At 68.3% G+C, this 15,715-nt stretch carries 17 protein-coding genes and 1 pseudogene; 8 read left to right on the plus strand and 10 right to left on the minus strand.

Annotation, left to right across the window (positions count from 1 at the left end; all coding sequences use genetic code 11):
- Complete coding sequence (locus tag ACTWQO_RS18305) at nt 1-333, minus strand: ArsR/SmtB family transcription factor (RefSeq protein WP_443238400.1); 333 nt, start codon at nt 331-333, stop codon at nt 1-3.
- A 409-nt stretch (nt 334-742) separates the two neighbouring features.
- Here ACTWQO_RS18305 and ACTWQO_RS18310 point away from each other — a divergent pair, with 409 nt between their 5' ends.
- Nucleotides 743-1,207, plus strand: coding sequence for a hypothetical protein (locus ACTWQO_RS18310; RefSeq protein WP_443238401.1), 465 nt, complete (start codon nt 743-745; stop codon nt 1,205-1,207).
- Nucleotides 1,208-1,455: 248 nt separating this feature from the next.
- Here ACTWQO_RS18310 and ACTWQO_RS18315 read toward each other — a convergent pair whose 3' ends face one another.
- The 3 genes from ACTWQO_RS18315 to ACTWQO_RS18325 all read right to left on the minus strand — a co-directional run bounded on the left by ACTWQO_RS18315 (nt 1,456) and on the right by ACTWQO_RS18325 (nt 3,297).
- The gene (locus ACTWQO_RS18315; protein WP_443238402.1) at nt 1,456-1,800 is read right to left on the minus strand and encodes a hypothetical protein; all 345 of its coding nucleotides are present in this window, start codon (nt 1,798-1,800) and stop codon (nt 1,456-1,458) included.
- 368 nt (nt 1,801-2,168) lie between these two features.
- Nucleotides 2,169-2,501, minus strand: coding sequence for a hypothetical protein (locus ACTWQO_RS18320; protein WP_443238403.1), 333 nt, complete (start codon nt 2,499-2,501; stop codon nt 2,169-2,171).
- Between the two features lie 163 nt (nt 2,502-2,664).
- Nucleotides 2,665-3,297, minus strand: coding sequence for a peptidoglycan-binding protein (locus ACTWQO_RS18325; protein ID WP_443238404.1), 633 nt, complete (start codon nt 3,295-3,297; stop codon nt 2,665-2,667).
- Between the two features lie 10 nt (nt 3,298-3,307).
- Between ACTWQO_RS18325 and ACTWQO_RS18330 the strand changes: the two are divergent.
- A pseudogene (locus ACTWQO_RS18330) lies at nt 3,308-3,736 on the plus strand (IS701 family transposase); the annotation flags it as partial.
- Between the two features lie 54 nt (nt 3,737-3,790).
- Here the strand turns inward: ACTWQO_RS18330 and ACTWQO_RS18335 are convergent.
- Nucleotides 3,791-4,312: a cupin domain-containing protein gene (locus tag ACTWQO_RS18335; RefSeq protein ID WP_443238405.1), complete on the minus strand. Its 522-nt coding sequence runs from the start codon at nt 4,310-4,312 to the stop codon at nt 3,791-3,793.
- A 120-nt stretch (nt 4,313-4,432) separates the two neighbouring features.
- On the opposite strand from ACTWQO_RS18335, the gene ACTWQO_RS18340 reads away from it, so the two are divergent.
- Nucleotides 4,433-4,993 (plus strand): TetR/AcrR family transcriptional regulator, encoded by a 561-nt coding sequence (locus tag ACTWQO_RS18340; RefSeq protein WP_443238406.1) that lies wholly within the window; start codon nt 4,433-4,435, stop codon nt 4,991-4,993.
- A gap of 21 nt (nt 4,994-5,014) precedes the next feature.
- Here ACTWQO_RS18340 and ACTWQO_RS18345 read toward each other — a convergent pair whose 3' ends face one another.
- Nucleotides 5,015-5,236 carry a hypothetical protein gene (locus tag ACTWQO_RS18345; RefSeq protein ID WP_443238407.1) on the minus strand — a complete coding sequence of 74 codons (222 nt, stop codon included), beginning with the start codon at nt 5,234-5,236 and terminating at the stop codon, nt 5,015-5,017.
- 488 nt (nt 5,237-5,724) lie between these two features.
- On the opposite strand from ACTWQO_RS18345, the gene ACTWQO_RS18350 reads away from it, so the two are divergent.
- Entirely contained in the window at nt 5,725-6,237 is a 513-nt protein-coding gene (locus ACTWQO_RS18350; protein WP_443238408.1) for a hypothetical protein, read from the plus strand.
- 66 nt (nt 6,238-6,303) lie between these two features.
- On the opposite strand, the gene ACTWQO_RS18355 is transcribed toward ACTWQO_RS18350, so the two are convergent.
- Nucleotides 6,304-6,795 (minus strand): hypothetical protein, encoded by a 492-nt coding sequence (locus ACTWQO_RS18355; protein WP_443238409.1) that lies wholly within the window; start codon nt 6,793-6,795, stop codon nt 6,304-6,306.
- A 438-nt stretch (nt 6,796-7,233) separates the two neighbouring features.
- Here ACTWQO_RS18355 and ACTWQO_RS18360 point away from each other — a divergent pair, with 438 nt between their 5' ends.
- Complete coding sequence (locus tag ACTWQO_RS18360) at nt 7,234-9,480, plus strand: molybdopterin cofactor-binding domain-containing protein (protein WP_443238410.1); 2,247 nt, start codon at nt 7,234-7,236, stop codon at nt 9,478-9,480.
- Nucleotides 9,481-9,526: 46 nt separating this feature from the next.
- Complete coding sequence (locus ACTWQO_RS18365) at nt 9,527-10,003, plus strand: (2Fe-2S)-binding protein (protein WP_443238411.1); 477 nt, start codon at nt 9,527-9,529, stop codon at nt 10,001-10,003.
- On the opposite strand, the gene cpt is transcribed toward ACTWQO_RS18365, so the two are convergent.
- The 3 genes from cpt to ACTWQO_RS18380 form a co-directional block, all read right to left on the minus strand.
- Nucleotides 10,004-10,537 (minus strand): chloramphenicol phosphotransferase CPT, encoded by a 534-nt coding sequence (gene cpt, locus ACTWQO_RS18370; protein ID WP_443238412.1) that lies wholly within the window; start codon nt 10,535-10,537, stop codon nt 10,004-10,006.
- A gap of 62 nt (nt 10,538-10,599) precedes the next feature.
- On the minus strand, nt 10,600-11,607 hold the full coding sequence (locus ACTWQO_RS18375; protein ID WP_443238413.1) for an MASE1 domain-containing protein: 1,008 nt from the start codon (nt 11,605-11,607) through the stop codon (nt 10,600-10,602).
- 52 nt (nt 11,608-11,659) lie between these two features.
- Entirely contained in the window at nt 11,660-12,490 is an 831-nt protein-coding gene (locus ACTWQO_RS18380) for a PP2C family protein-serine/threonine phosphatase (protein ID WP_443238414.1), read from the minus strand.
- Between the two features lie 296 nt (nt 12,491-12,786).
- Here ACTWQO_RS18380 and ACTWQO_RS18385 point away from each other — a divergent pair, with 296 nt between their 5' ends.
- Nucleotides 12,787-13,683, plus strand: a complete 897-nt coding sequence (locus tag ACTWQO_RS18385) for a S1 family peptidase (protein ID WP_443238415.1) — start codon at nt 12,787-12,789, stop codon at nt 13,681-13,683.
- Nucleotides 13,684-13,818: 135 nt separating this feature from the next.
- Nucleotides 13,819-15,702: a LamG-like jellyroll fold domain-containing protein gene (locus ACTWQO_RS18390; protein WP_443238416.1), complete on the plus strand. Its 1,884-nt coding sequence runs from the start codon at nt 13,819-13,821 to the stop codon at nt 15,700-15,702.
- Nucleotides 15,703-15,715 lie beyond the last annotated feature (13 nt).

Consider the following 15,715-nt stretch of genomic DNA (forward strand, 5'->3'; position numbering starts at 1 on the left):
TCAAAGGGTGGTGCCGATCGCTCGCGCGACCTGCGCCAGTCGCTCGTCATCGCGCCGGTAGTGGGTCCACTTACCCACCCGGGTGGGATGCACGAGCCCCGCCCGTTCGAGCGTGCTCAAATAGCTGGAGACGGTCGACTGCGCGAGTCCCGACTTCGCCTGGATGTGCGTGACGCACACACCGACCGACTGGCGGTCCGCGATCGGCTCGTACTCGCTGAAGTGTGTGTCGGGGTCCTTCAGCCACTGCATGATCTGCAAACGGGCAGGATTGCCAAGGGCCTTGAACACCTCGATCAGATCACTTGACCCCGATGCCACCGCCGCGGCCATGCGCCACCTCTCTCGCCCGAATACTCCGACACACCACGATATCTCGATATCTCATCCGGGTCGGATTCGCAGTTGGCCATCGGATTGGTGATCACGGTCTCGGTAACCCACGCGTCGCACGGTATCGAGGTCGCTGCTGCGGGCCCCTGAAACAGGACGACGTCGAGCGGGCCGCGTAACGCTTCTTATCGCAAGTTCCGCTCGGCGTCGCAGGCCTGCGACGGCCATCTCTCCCTACATCTCATGGAGGGCCCGCGGCGGCCGTTCCTTGTGGGGCAAACGACCGACACACTCAGTGACCTGGCCGGGCTACGGTGCCCGTCGTACGGAGCCAGCAGGGGCATCCGGCATCAGATGCGAGGCGAGCGATCCTGCCGCCTTGGTGTCTGGAAACTCAGGAAGGGTTTTCATGGGGGTCAAGCGTGTGCGCCGGGTCGGCACCACCGGCGCGTTGGTCGCCGCGACGCTCGGCGCGTCGATCGTCCTCACTCCGTCGTCGGCATCCGCATCAGGCACATGGGATTGCCACGGCACCCAGGTCAAGCGCTGCACCATGATCTGGTGGGACTACGAAGCGGACACCTTCCGGGCACGGGCGAAGATCACCGACGCCGACGGCGGCGGCAACTACGGGGTCAAGGTCAACAACGTGAGGCTCCAGCGCTACACGTCCTCCACTGGCTGGGTGACGGTGCGCCAAGCAGACGATAACGACGGTTGGCATGCCATCAGCGACCTGGCCGGCACCAGCACCATCGACCCGTGCGCCGGGCCGCCGAATAGTTTCCGCGCGGTGGCGGCGTTCTACTGGAGGGGCGCGGGCTCCGGCTCGGAGACCTGGCATCCCAACTCGGCGACGAGCCGCGACTGCTGACCCACACCCGATGGTCCGTCCCGCACTCCTCGATGCGGGACGGACCATTTCGCTTGCGGTCGTCAGGGTCGCGGGCATGATCCGCACGGTTGAGCCCCATCCATTGCTCAGCTTCTTCGTCGACGCAGGCGTGCGCACTCCCGGGAGGACGGCGCGGCGGGCGGCCTCCATCTCCGCGAACACGTCGACGGGGTCACGCGAGAGTCGCGCCAGCACCTCGTTGAGGTCGCGGTAGGCCACCGGACCGATCAGAAGAACTGGAAGAACCAGCCTTGGGACTCGTGAATGCACGGTGTGGTGCTGTATTCGAGGTCCTCGGCCAACGACCGGTAAAAGCGACACTCCTCCCAAGAGACGTAGGGCCCGGCCCACGTTTGGATGTGGACGGTGCCGTCCTGCTCGGTTCCCCGGTGATCACTGACAAAAGCTGATGCCGGAGAGAGTGCGCCGCCCATCGCGCGGTCCCAGCTGGCCGGTCCGGCCTCATCGCCGAGTATCGAGTGCAGCTTGGTTTCAGTCGTGTCCGCCTGCGCGGACGGGGCAGCAACCAAGAACGCCCCCAGAACGATGCTGATCGCTCCAAGCAGAGCCATTATTTTCCGTAAGACAGACATCTCCGTACCTCTCATGTTCATCTGCTCCCATTCGACGGAGGACGCATGGTTGTCCCCTTTGGGTGATGGATGAGTAACTCTCCGGCCCGTCCACGGTGCGGCATGCATGTAGGCAGAAACCTTGCGAGAACCTTGCCTCACAGGTCAGCGCTGGTGACCATTACGTCGGCCAGGCGGCGCGCGCCCTTGTCGCGTTCCGCACCACTCCCACTTCCCCAACGGCCGTTCTACGCTGCCAAGATGTGCGGTGCTCGTCGCTCCATGACGCCGACCTTGCCGACGCGGTGGTCACCCTGGACGCGCTGCACGCCCAGCGCGAGCACGCCCGCGCGTCCTCCCAGGTCGCACTACCTCCTTGAGCCGTTGCGGGGCGGGCACTCGGTCTGTCGGGGCCGGTCTGCGTATGAAAGCGACACAACGCCCGTTGCAACACCGGCCACACCGGTCAGCGCGCCGACCACTCCGAGGGGCCACCGCCGCGCCTTCAACTCCTCCACCTCCGTCCGCAGTGCGGTGATGGCGGTGTCTGCGTCCTCCCGAAGCTGCTTGAGGTCCTGCTCGTTCCGCGTCGATCGTTCAACGAGGACGGCCAACGAGCCCTTGACCTCAGCGAACCCGGTAGACACGGTGCCGGGTAGCCGCTCCAGTTCCACGGCCACCGATGCCTCCGGCGCTTCCATGGACTACACCCCCTTGACCAGGGATGCGGAGTTGGCCACATCCCGCAGACGAGCGAACAGGCCCTTCCCAAAAGCCAGGATGGCGCGGACGCCGCCAGTGAACGACTGGAGGAACATGGAGAGCGTGCGCTCGAGGAGGTCTCTGCCGACGTCGCCGCTGTCTTCACGACGGTTTCCCTGCGGGCGAGGTCGAGTCCACTGGACATGAGCGGGGTCCCTTCCAGGAGTGAAGGAGCTTCCAAGTGAGCGGGCCCGGGTATCCGTCCGGGTCCGCACGGAGCTCGGCGCGGGAGCGCTGGAAGTCCGCGACGTTGCGCCGGGTGTACTCGGTGAACCGCGGCCCGGCCTGGTAGCCGTTGCCGTCGTGGTGCCGGGTGAAGCCCTTCGCGATGAGCCGCTTATCCACCTGCGTGACGGCCGGGTTCGTCTTGCCGAGACGAACGCGCCTGCGCCGGGGAAGGGCGCGATCTCCTGGCCGCCGCCGCTGGATGCGTCGGGGATGTGGAGCTCCTGGCCGGGATGGATCGTGTACGGCGGGCGGAGCCCGTTGACCTTCGCCAGGTCCTGCCAAACCACGTCCAGGCGGCGGGCGATGGCGGCCAGGGAGTCCCGGGCGCGCACCACGTAGACGTCGTCCGCCGGGGCAGGCTTGCTCCCGCCCGGCCGGGGCGCGCCGCGCTGATTCATCCCGGACGGCGGCGCCCTTGACGTCCTCGGCCGCGGACTCAGCCTCCTCCCGGTTCAGGTAAACGCCCTGCTCCTTACCGGCCTTGACGACGACGAAGCGCGAGAACACCCCCTTCGACCGCAACCGCAGGACCGGCGAACTCGCCTACTACCGCTGCTTCTCACCCAAGCCGGTACCCGTGGCCACCTTGGTGCGCGTCGCAGGTTCCCGGTGGCGGGTGGAGGAGACCTTCCAGGCCGGAATGGGCCTGGCCGGCCTCGATGAGCACCAGGTCCGCCGCTATCCGTCCTGGGCCCGCTGGGTCACCCTGGCCATGCTCGCCCATGCCTTCCTCGCCGTCGTGCGCGCCCAGGAACACGACCTCGACCCAGACCCGGACGATCTGATCGCATTGTCCTGCAACGAGATCCAGGACCTGTTCGTCACACTGGCCGTCCGGCCCGTTCACGACACGGCCCACCGGCTGGCCTGGTCCCACTGGCGACGCCGCCGCCAAGCCCGAGCACGGGCCTGCCACTACCGGCGCCAGGCAACCGCGACAAGATGATCACGATCTCCAGCTGGTACTAGGGCGCCTGGCTTACATCCAGGCGGTCCGGGACTAAGACGTCGGCATGGAGAGCTGGTAGCGCTCGATGACATCCGCGAACCATTCGGGCTCCGCCATTGGGACCTCGTAGCGGTTCGCGAGCTCGACGATCTTCGACATCTCCGCTTCGCCGCGCTCGGTCAGGTCGACCACCGTCCGGAAGAGCTCTTCGAATCCGGCAGGTGAGATGATCTCGATCATGCGCGCGGGCGTCAGCCCGGCGTTCCACATCGCGTGGACCTCGCCGCGGGGCTTCACGATGTATCCGCCCGGACCGAGCACGATCTCCTTGCCCTCGGACCGGAAGCCGATCTCGCCCTCGATCACGATGGAGAACTCATCCTCTCGGTGGTGGACGTGGGGCGGGACGAATCCGCCGACCTCGAAGGGGTGCTCGACGACGGCGAGGGCGCCACCGGAGTCGGCGCCGTCGATCTTGAAGATCACCCCGACACCGGGCATCAATTCGCCGCGCCGACCTTCACCGGGCTGGACAACCTTGACGGTCGTGGCCGCTGCAGTCGCTGCACTCATGCCGCACCTCCATTTGGCTGACACGCATGTACAGTGAAACAGCAGCAGAGCCGGCTTGTCAAGATTGGCTAACATATGTGTTCAGCGAAAATGGAGTCGCCACGCCCATACCGGAAGAGGATGCGTGCGCTCACTGAAGCCGAGACCCGGCAACGAATCGTCGAAGCGACGGTCGAGCTCCACGAAACGCTCGGCCCCGCGAAGACGACCATCAAGGCCATCGCCGAGCGCGCGGGCGTGCAGCGTGCCACGGTGTACAACCATTTCCCCGATCTTCAGGTGCTCTTCGAGGCGTGCAACGCCCACTACTACGAGCGGCATCCCATGCCCGACCCGACGTCGTGGATCGGCATCGCCTCACCCAACGAGCGCTTTCGCGTGGCGGTGCGCGAGCTGTATCGGTGGTACGAGGAAACGGAGACGATGCTCTCGCTAGGCATCCGCGATATCGATGCTGTCCCGTCGGCGGCCCGCGAGGCGTTCCTCGGATACTTCCGCCACGTCGCTCGTTCACTGATGACGGGACGTCGCGAGCGAGGGCGTGCGCGCGTGCGCACGGCGGCAGCCGTCGGCCACGCGATCTCGTTCGTGACTTGGCACTCGCTCGTCCGGGACGGATCGCTCACGAGCGAAGAGGCTGCCGATCTCACGGAGGCGATGGTCGGCGCGGCGGCGGGATAACGGAAGCCGTCAGCTGGAGTACTAGTCCTCCCCGCTGGAGACGTAGTGGTTCAACCGCCGGATCCGAGCGGGGGAATCGAGGTATGCCATGACGTCCCTCAAATCAACGCCCTTGGCTTCAGGCATCTGCTCGATGGCCTTCCTGATGGCAGCCTCAAGGGACAAGCCCTCTGCTTGAGCAATCCGCCCCCCTTTCTTGTTGATCTTTTCGTACAGCTCATTCTTAACTTTTCCCTGAACCACGTGTCGCTCCTTCGGCGAACCGGCGGGTGTCACTATGAGGCGATCACGGGACGCTGGAGTTCGCTCGTTATGCGCGTCAAGTGCCGGCCGTTCGAGTGACTGATGGATTCATGTGGCGCTGGCTCGGCGACGCGCAGTACACGTGCTGAGACACACAAGAAGAGGCGCCCCGAGGTGCGCCCCTTCTGCGTTGTCGTGGTCGAGCGAGTCGCGCTCGGCCGGCACCCGCGGCAGCGTTTACATGCCTTGCCGAGCGATCCCCCCGCCCCACCGACAGGGCGGGAGCGTCTCAGGCCACCGCTAAGGAGAGCGGCCTCCGCCGCTGCACTGATCAGCTCCCGGCAGGCTGGCACGCCCGCCCGCGTCAAACACCAGACCGCTCCCGGCCACGGCTCAATAGCCACCGGCCAGAAAGCTGCAACAGCCGCACGAACGGCGTCCCCCGGTGGGGGGCTGGCGCCGCGCTTGAAGCGATCACCGGTGGTCTCGTGGGCGCCCTCGCCGCGCCCCTCGGGACCGTACTGGTCGTCCGGGACAGTAAGCGCGGCCGTGAGTCCGCCTCTGAGGAGAGAGCCGCCGCCGCCCTGCTGGCACAGCTCCGCCGCGTCCGCCTGGACGATGCGTTCCTCACAGAGCAACGGGCCTCGACCGAGTTCCTGGAGGAGTGCGCGACCGCGGTCCTCGCCTTCCGCGACCGGGAGGTGAGGACACGCCTACGGGACTCCGTCCGCATCATCATCAACGCCCCGGGAGTCGCGCGGACCACTAATGCGGAGTTCCACACCTACCGGGCGTATGAGGTCGCCTTCGAGGACATCTGGCAGTGCCTTGAGGCTCGTCTCGACCGGAAGAAGCCACCGAAGCCCAGCCGGGAGTGGACCGCCGCGCGCAAAGACCTATATGCCTACCTGGGAGTCGCCGCGGATGAGTTCGACGCTACTGAGGCGGCGCACGAGGAGGAGCAGGAGGAACTCAACTCCCGCTATTCGAACCTCTTCTAGTGCGTTGGCTGCGAACGCCGGCGGGAGGGGGTGCTTCCCTGGCGGGGAAGCGCCCCGCAAGCCCCTCTATGTCCAGTTTGGTTCAAGAATGGGGTAAATATCGCTCCCGTACTTGACTTCCTCGATCGCCTCCGGGTCGAAGTGGTACTTCTCGGTGAAGATGGACCAGCTTTCGATCCAGCGGTAACGGTTCGTCATGCCGAAGTCGTCCCAGCTTTCGTCCCAGATGTAGACGTTAGCGCCGCCGCCGTCCCAATGGCGGAGGCGGCCATTGGTCAGTGCGTACGAGCTCTTGTTGCAGGACGCCCGGTCGATGGTGATGATGCCGTCCCAGGTCCGCCACAGCTTGCGGTAGACGGCTTCGCTTGGAATGGAGTACAGGAAGCCCGACGGGCCGACCAGGAAGACCGTGGCGCCGGTGGTGGGCGTCTTGAACCGCGTCCCCTCCGGAGGGCAGGCGGCCACGACCTCGGGAGCCGCGGTCGAGACGCCCGCTGTGGTCAGCGACAGGCCCAGTCCCAGAGCCAGGGCGAAACACAAACGACGTAGTCGTTTCACGAGTGATGTTCCCCTTCTGGTGACGCGAACACGATGACTGTTTTCCCGGGCGGGTGGTCCGCCCATCCCAGATGCCAACTCCCCCTGTTGGTCGGGGCGTTCACACGGTACGCACGCACATGGGCACGAACCTTGCGAAATCCTTGCTTCCCTGGCCGGCCGCGACTCCGACAGCGGAAGCATCAACGGCGTCCGCAGCACTCTCGACCGTTTTGTCGGTGCGTCTCGCATCCGGCGGACAGGGCGGGACCTTTGCCGCTCCAGGCGTTCCTGGCCATCACACTCCCGTGGCGCCCCCGGAGCACCGTGAACGGCATATAGGCCGCCTCCTGGTGACCGGTCGCACGACCGCGACCGATCCTTCACGGTTCCCGCGTTGCCCGGATCTGCGTGCCCACAACAAACTGTCTCCCACGCGCGGACAAGGGAGATCACGCGATGGCGGAGACCAAGGGCGATGCCGACAAGCCGACTCCGAAGGCCGCTCTGGGCCGACGTACGCTCCTCACTTACCTGGTCGCCGCCCCCACCCTGACCGTAGCCACCGGCCTCTCCCCCGCCACAGCCGCGGCTGCCGCTCCCGCCGCGCCGACGCCTCCTTCGCTCGCCGAAGCGGTCGACCTCGGGGATCTGTTGGTCCTTGCCGGTCTGCCCACGGCGCATCTGCTGGTGCTGACCGTGGACGAGGAGGGCGCGGTCCACTTCCGGCTGCCGCGGGAGGAGGTCGGGCAGGGGCTGACGACCGCCGTCGCGATGCTGGTTGCCGAGGAGATGGATGTGCCTCTTGCCGCCGTCACGGTTCATCTCGACGACGCACGGCCCGAGTTGCTGTTCAACCAGCTCACCGGGAGCTCGAACTCGATCAGGTCGCTCTACGATCCGGTCCGCCGGACTGCGGCAGCGGCCCGGGCCCGCATGGTCGAAGCCGCGGCGCGACGGTGGGAGGTGCCGGTGGACGGGCTCGTCACGCGCGACGGCGTCGTCCATGGGCCGGGCGGTCGTACGGCCTCGTACGCCTCGCTGGCCTTGGCCGCAACGGCGAGTGAGAGCGGCGCTGTTCCCGGCTTCTCCCCCAAGCCCGAGTCCGAGCACGCGCTCGTCGGGACGCCGACCTCGCGGATCGACAGCCGCGCGATGGTCACCGGCCGGATGCGGTACACGCTCGACCTGGATGTCCCGGGCGCGCTCCCGGCGATGGTGCGACGGCCGCCGACTCTGGGCGGAAAGGTTGATGCGGTCAGGAACGAGGCCGCTGTGCGGGCGATGCCGGGCGTCGTCGATGTGGTCGTCGTCCCCACGGGTGTCGCCGTTGTCGCCGAGACCTTCGGCCAGGCACTCGACGGGAAGGACGCGCTCGACGTCACCTGGCGCGGCGGGACGGTCGACGGCCTTTCCGACGCCGACATCCGCGCCGAACTACGGGCCGCCGCACCGCCGTTCGTCCTGCCACCGCTGCTCACCAAGCGGCTGGACGCCGAGTTCGACTTCGCGTTCGTCAGTCACGCACCGTTGGAGACGAACTCCGCCGTCGCCGACGTACGGACCGACCGGGCGACCGTCTGGGCCGGGTTGAAGTCGCCCGTCGTCGCCCAGCAGACCATCGCCGCCGCCATCGGTCTGCCGCAGGACAAGGTCACGGTGCATGTGGTGCAGGGCGGTGGGTCGTTCGGCCGTCGGCTGTTCTTCGACGCGGCGCTGGAGGCGGCGCTGGTGTCCAAGGCGAGCCGGCGGCCCGTCAGGTTGATGTGGTCCCGCATCGACGACATGCGCCACGGCCGTATGCGCCCGGCCAGCCACCACCGGATCCGGGCCACCTACACAACGGGCTCCACGGGCCAGGTGCTCAGCTTCCGGCACCGGGTCGCGGCCGTGGAGACGGACTTCCGGCACGGGCTCGGGGAGATCCTCACCGCGGCGGGGGCGCAACTGCCGGGCGGCAACCAGGCCTTCGCCCAGACGCTGTTCTCCACCACGGTCCACTCGCCGTACGACTTCGGGCTGACGAGCCAGACGCTCGCCGAGGTCCCGCTGCGGATGCCGACCGCGTCCTGGCGCTCGGTGTATTCGGCGAACACGCGCGGCGCGGAGGAGGTCGTCGTCGACGAGCTGGCGGCGGAACTGGGGCAGGACCCGGTGGCGTTCAGGCGCAGGTTCCTCAAGACCGACGAAGACCGGGCGGTGCTGGACCGGGCCGCCTCGGCCGGGGACTGGGGGCGTGCGATGGCGGACGGGTTCGCCCAGGGCATCGGCTTCCACGCCGAGTACAAGTCGCGTACCGCCTGTCTGGTCGAGATCGACGCCCGGGACCCGAAATCCCCGCGCGTGACGAGAGCGGTGATCGCCGTGGACGTCGGGCGGCCGATCAATCCGCGCGGCCTTGAGGCACAGATGCTCGGCGGGCTGACGGACGCGATCTCCACGACGCTGACCGCCGGACTGCACATCGACAAAGGGCTGCCCCTGGAGGGGAGTTACTCGCAGTTCCACTATGCGCGGCAGCGGAATTCGCCGACCGATGTGCAGGTCATCGTCATGCCCGCGCACGGCGAACCGGGCGGGGCGGGTGAGCTGGGCGTCCCGGCCGCGGTCGGCGCCATCGCGAACGCGTACGCCCGGGCCACCGGCACCCGCCCCCGCAGCTTCCCCGTCCATTTCCCGGTCGACTTCGAACCCTTCCCGCGCTGAGGCCCCCACCACCGGCCCGGCCCCACACCGCGCAGGAGCGCCCCGCATGCCCCAGCACACCTTCACCGTGAACGGCACCTCCGTGACCGTCGAAGCCCACGCCGACCTGCCTCTGCTGTGGGTCCTGCGTGACCTGCTCGGCATCCGCGGGCCCAAGTACGGCTGCGGTATCGACGTCTGCAAGGCCTGCACCAGCCATCTGGACGGCGAGGCCGTCAACCCGTGTGTGGTCCCCGTCTCCGAGGCCGCCGGACGAGATGTCACCACCATCGAGGGCCTCGCCGACGGAGAGCGCCTTCATCCCGTCCAGGAGGCCTGGCTGGAGCAGGACGTCCCCCAGTGCGGTTTCTGCCAGCCCGGCCAGATCATGGCCGCCGTCGCCCTGTTGAAGAGGACCAGTAACCCCACCGACGCCGATATCGACGCGATCGACAACGTCTGCCGCTGCGGGACGTACTTCCGCGTCCGTGAGGCCATCAAGCTGGCGGCGGCGAAGATGGCGGCGGCAGAGACCGGCCGGTGATCAGCTGACGTGGGCGGCGATGGTTCGCGCGCACAGCAGGGCCTCGGTATGCGTCGTGTCCACCTCCACGTCGTAGGACACCCCTTCGTGCACCACGTCGGCCTGCAGCGCGGCCATCCCCCGGACGCGGTCTCCGCGTGCGACCTCCCGGCCCGCGGCGACCGCACTCTCACACCTGACGCCGACCCACAGCACGGCGAGTCCGTCCACGGTCTTCTGCCACCGCTGCTGGGACCCCGCTCCGCCGAGGAACACGTCATCGATGATGATCCTGGCGCCCGCTCGGGCCATCGCCGCGACGCCGTCCATCCAGGCCGTCTGCAGCGCCATGAACTCCGCCCCGACGCTCACCCCGCCGTCCGCGGCGAACACGATGCCCTCGTCCGACGCCTGCATCCTCGCGGGCAGCGCGTCGACGAACGAGTCGCACCCGAACGCCAGCCACGGGTCGGGCAGTTCGGCTTGGAGACACCGTACGATCCCGGACTTTCCCGAGCTCGAACCGCCGTTGAGAATGATCATCTGAGTCGTCACCACGCCACGGTAGGGCGCTCCCCGATCCGCACGAAACGAATTTCGGCGTGGTTCGGAGTGGGTCACCGGTCTCGCGGGCGGGGGGCGTCGATGTCCGGCGGTGGCCGGGTGCGGGGAGCGTCGCCGGCCGTGAGGTGTTCCAGCACCTCGACGAGGTCCTGGCAGGCCCGCTCGACCGAGCGTCTGGTGTGGTGCTGCTCGGTGATGACGGCGGACAGAAGCAGGGCCGTGAGGGCCATGGAGCCGTTGAAGGCCTGCAGTTTGATCATCACCTCGATATGGGTGAGGTGTTCGAAGGAGCCGGTCTGGTCCGTCGCCGCGATGGTGGTCGTGGTGGAGGCGAGGAGGGCGCACAGGATGCTGCCCGCCAGCTGGAAGCGCAGGGCGGCCCAGATCAGGAGTGGATAGACGAGGAAGAGCATGCTGATGGTGCTGTACGCGGCCAGTGGTACGAGACCGCAGGCGATGAGTGCCAGCCCGGTCGCCTCCTTCCAGCGGGCGGGGCCAGGCGGCCTGCGCACCGTGTGGAGCAGCAGCAGAACGGGGGTGACGAGCAGGACTCCCATCGCGTCGCCCACCCACCATGCGAGCCACACCGGCCAGACACCGGGCGCGTCGAGTTTGTCCGTGAGAACGAGCAGACCGACGCCGGCGCTCGCGCTGATCAGCATGCTGGCCAGGGCTCCCAGGAACACCAGCGCGACGCAGTCCCGCAAACGGCTGAGGTCCGTCCGGAACCCCACCCTGCGCAGAAGCAGGTACGCGCAGAGCGGAGCCGCGGTGTTGCCGGCCAGAGTCCCGATCACCGCGGGCTGCAGCGAGGTGATCGACATGACCACGAAGAGCACCCCCAGGGCGATGCCCGGCAGGGCACGGATCCCGAAGATCAGCAGGCAGGCCAGCGCGACGCCCGTGGGCGGCCAAATGGGTGTCACCACGGCGCCCTGGACGACGAGCTGACGCATGAGCCCCAGCCGCCCCGCGGCGAAGTAGCAGGCGGTGACTGCCAGCGTCTCGAGAGCGTAGAGGGCTGGTCGCCGTAGATCATGGATACCCACCACAGCAGCCATCAGACAACGACGCCGCCCTCTCGGCGAGCCGAGGAGGAAGCCGGGCTCTCCCCTACCGGCGTACGCCTGCTTCGTCGTGGCCTACGACCAGTACGGCCGCGTCGTCCTCGTGTCCCACCCGCTCGGCCCCCTTGATCACGGCGGCGGCGAGCGAGCCGGCGTCCATGCCCGCGACGGCGGCCACTCCCGCGAGCCTCACCACCTGGTCCAGTCCGTCGTCCAGGCTCAGCGAGGGCCCCTCCACCACGCCGTCCGTCATCAGGACGAACACCCCGCCGGTGCTGAGCCGGTACCGGGTCACCGGGTAGTCCTGCCCCGCTTCGATGCCCAGAGGTGGTCCCCCTTCGTCCTCGGCGATGCCGGACTTCCCGTCCGCGGTGGCCCACACGCACGGGATGTGCCCGGCCCTGGCGCTCTCCAGCACCCCGGTGCACGGGTCGAGCCGCATGAAGGTGCAGGTCGCGAAGAGATCGGCGCCGAGCGTCAGGAGCAGGTCGTTCGTCCTGGAGAGAAGCTCCCCCGGCTCGCTCGTGACCGAGGCGAGCGCGCGCAGCCCCACCCGGACCTGCCCCATGAAGGCGGCGGCCTCGATGTTGTGGCCCTGTACGTCGCCGATGGACAGGCCGATGCGTCCATCGGGCATCCGGAAGGCGTCGTACCAGTCGCCTCCTACGTTCAGGCCGTGAAAGGCGGGTGAGTACTGGACGGCCAGGTCGAACCCGGGTGCGACCGGCATGTCTCCGGGAAGCATCCCGCGCTGCAGGGCGACGGCCAGCTCCACCAGGGAACGCTGGAGCTCGGCTCGCTCCCGTGCCTGAGCGGTCAGCGTCCTGAGCCTGGCCAGCAGCTCGTCGGCGTCGTCGGTTGAGTGATTGCGGGACATCGACCGCTCCGGAAAGTTGGCCTCCCTTCGGGCATTAAAACCTATGTGCCCCATTGGTGTGATGTCAGCTCGGCGACGTGGTCGCACCGCCGGGTGGCTGATCGTCGCGGCGGGCGCCATGGCCCGAAGACGGCCTACCCCCGCCGGGCCCCGCCCGGCACACTGGGCGCTGCCCCGCCTCCGGTACGCGCAGCGCGGCGGCCCCATCGCACCAGCACCACGGGCACGGCACAGCCCACCTGGCGACCGGTGGGGCATGCCCGAGCCTGACCGACCGTCTTCGGGGAGATGTGGGTATGAGAGCACGGCGTACGACCGTCAGACGCTCACGGCTGCTCGCCTCCGTGCTGAGCCTGCTCGGTGTGGCAGTACTCGCGGTGTCCGGCACCAGCGCGGCGGCAGCGCCCACTGCCGGCGCCGGGGCGTCGACCGCGTCGGTGTCCGGCGCGGCTTCGGCCGTCGAGTCCCTGGGAATCGACGGGACGGCCTGGTCCGTCGACGAGCGCACCGGGACGCTGCGGGTCGTCGCCGATTCCACGGTCACGGACACCGAGCTGGCCCAACTCCGCCAGGCCACCGGGCGTTTCGCCGGTGCCGTGATCCTCGATCGGCTCGACGGCCGGCTGCGCACCCTCCTGTCGGGCGGCGACGCCATCTACGCGGGCGGCGGACGCTGCTCGGCGGGTGTCAACGTACGGAGCGGGTCCACGTACTACTTCGTCACGGCCGGTCACTGCACCGACGGCACCACCACCTGGTACACGGGTCCCGCCATGGACACCGTCGTCGGCCCCACCACCGCGACCAGCTTCCCGGGCAACGACTTCGGCGTCGTCCAGTACTCCAACCCGGCCGTACCGCACCCTGGGACCATCGGGAGCGTCGACGTGACCGGGACAGCGACCGCCTACGTCGGCCAGCGCGTCTGCACCCGGGGCGCCACCACGGGTGTCCGATGCGGCCTCGTCACCGGGCTGAACGCGACCGTCAACTACGGTGGCGGCACCATCGTGTACGGGCTGATCCAGACCAGCATCTGCGCCGAGCCCGGCGACAGCGGAGGCCCGCTCTACGCCGGCGACAAGGTCATCGGCATCCTCTCCGGCGGCTCCGGGAACTGCGCGACCGGCGGCACCACGTACTACCAGCCGATCCAGGAAGTACTGGGCGCCTACGGCCTCAATGTCTACTGACGGGGCATGAGGCGTCGCGGCGGAGCTGTCATTCGTGCCGCGAACAGAATGCGGCGTTCAGCTTCTTGCCATGACGTGGTCACGAGTGGTCAGCAGTGTGCCTTCCTACCCCAACGGTCGTCATCTGGAGGGCACATGAGCACGGACGGGCACCAACACCGGCTGGACAGACGCGGACTGCTGCAGGCCGCGGTCGTGATCCCCGCGGCCGGTGCCGTGGTCACCGCGGCCGAGGCGCGCCCGGCGCACGCGGACTCGGCTGCCCGCGGCAGCGGACGGTCCCACTTCGACACCGAGAGCCCGCGGTTCGCGCTCGCGGTGCTTCCCGACACGCAGTATCTCTTCGACGCCGACAGCTCCGACCCGGCGCCGCTGCGTGCCACGTTCCACTATCTCGCCGCCGAGCGCGAGGACGCGAACATCGCCTTCATGACCCACCTCGGTGATGTCACGGAGCACGGCACCGAGCAGGAAATAGCGCTCGCCGCCGACACGTTCAGGGCGATCCACGGCAAGGTGCCCTACAGCGTCCTGGCGGGGAACCATGACATCCGCTCCTCCACCGACGACCAGCGCGGCGACTCCGCGTACCTCGCGGCGTTCGGCCCGCGGCGCTACGCGTCGATGCCGACCTTCCGTGGCGCGTCGCCGGACGGCTACAACAGCTACCACGTGCTGCGCGCTGCGGGCCGCCAGTGGCTGATCCTCGCCCTGGACTGGCGGGTCTCGGACAAGGGCCTGCGCTGGGCCCAGGGTGTTCTCGACGCGCATCCGACGCTCCCCGTCATCCTGACCACGCATGACCTCGTCTGGTCGGACGACGACGGCGAGGCCCAGCTGTCGGACAACGGCCGGCGCCTGTGGGACGGTCTCATCCGCGGCAACGACCAGATCTTCCTCGCGTTGGGCGGCCACTACTGGCCGCCCGGGCGCACGGTTCTGACCAACGACTCTGACAACGATGTCCACCTCCATATCACCAACTACCAGGACCGCTACTACGGCGGCGCCGGCATGATCCGCACCTATGCCTTCGACCTCGCCCGCGGTGTCATCGACGTCGAGACCTTCTCGCCGTGGTTCCTCGCCCGCGACCCGGAGAAGCGGTCACCGCTGGAGGCGGAGACGATCGAACTGACCGGCCCCACCGACCGGTTCAGCCTGGACATCGACTTCGACGAGCGCTTCAAGGGCTTCGCCCCGATTCCCGCGCCGAAGCCACGTCCGGCCTCCGCGGTCATGCCCCGCGGCACGGTCGCGTACTGGCGCTTCGACACGTCCGGGACGTCCGCCGCCGGAACACCGGGTGCCCCCGTGGCCGACGGAGCGGTGGTACGCGATCTCACGGGCAACGGCAACGATCTGACCGTCAGCCGCCTGCACTCCAGTGGACCCGACGCGCTCACCTGGTCCGCCGACCACCACCCCGGCCAGCCGGCGCACGCCAGCCTCCGCTTCGACGGCGGCAAGAGCCCGGACCGCGGTGCCATCCTGACGACCGCCACGCGCGCCGCCCTGAACAGCGCGAAGTTCACCCGCGGCTACACCATCGAGACGCACGTCATGCTGCCCGAGCCCTTCGAGGGCGACCACAGCTGGATGGGCATCCTGAGCTGGGAGGGCCGCAACGGCGACGCGGGCAAGACCACGGGCTGGTCCCCGCTGGAGCCCACCTGCAGTCTCAACCTGTCTCCGGAGCGGTTTCTCCAGTTCGTCGTCTACCCCTACAAGCAGGACGCCGACCCGACGTCGTGGAGCCACGCCGTGCCGGTCGGCCGCTGGATGCACATCGCCCTCGTCAATGACGGCCGGCGGACGGTGATGTACGTGGACGGCTCGAAGATCGCCCGCAATCCCACGCAGCCGTCGACGGGCATCACCACGCTCGGCAAGCCCTTCGTCATCGGCGCGACGCAGTTCGACGAGCGGTTCGGACAGGGCTTCTACGGGTGGATCGGCGATACCCGCATCGTCAACAGGCCGCTGTCCACAGGGGACTTCCTGACGCCGTTCGACTGAGCGGCGTACGACC

It is taken from the genome of Streptomyces sp. 4N124, from assembly GCF_052245395.1.
GTDB lineage: Bacteria > Actinomycetota > Actinomycetes > Streptomycetales > Streptomycetaceae > Streptomyces.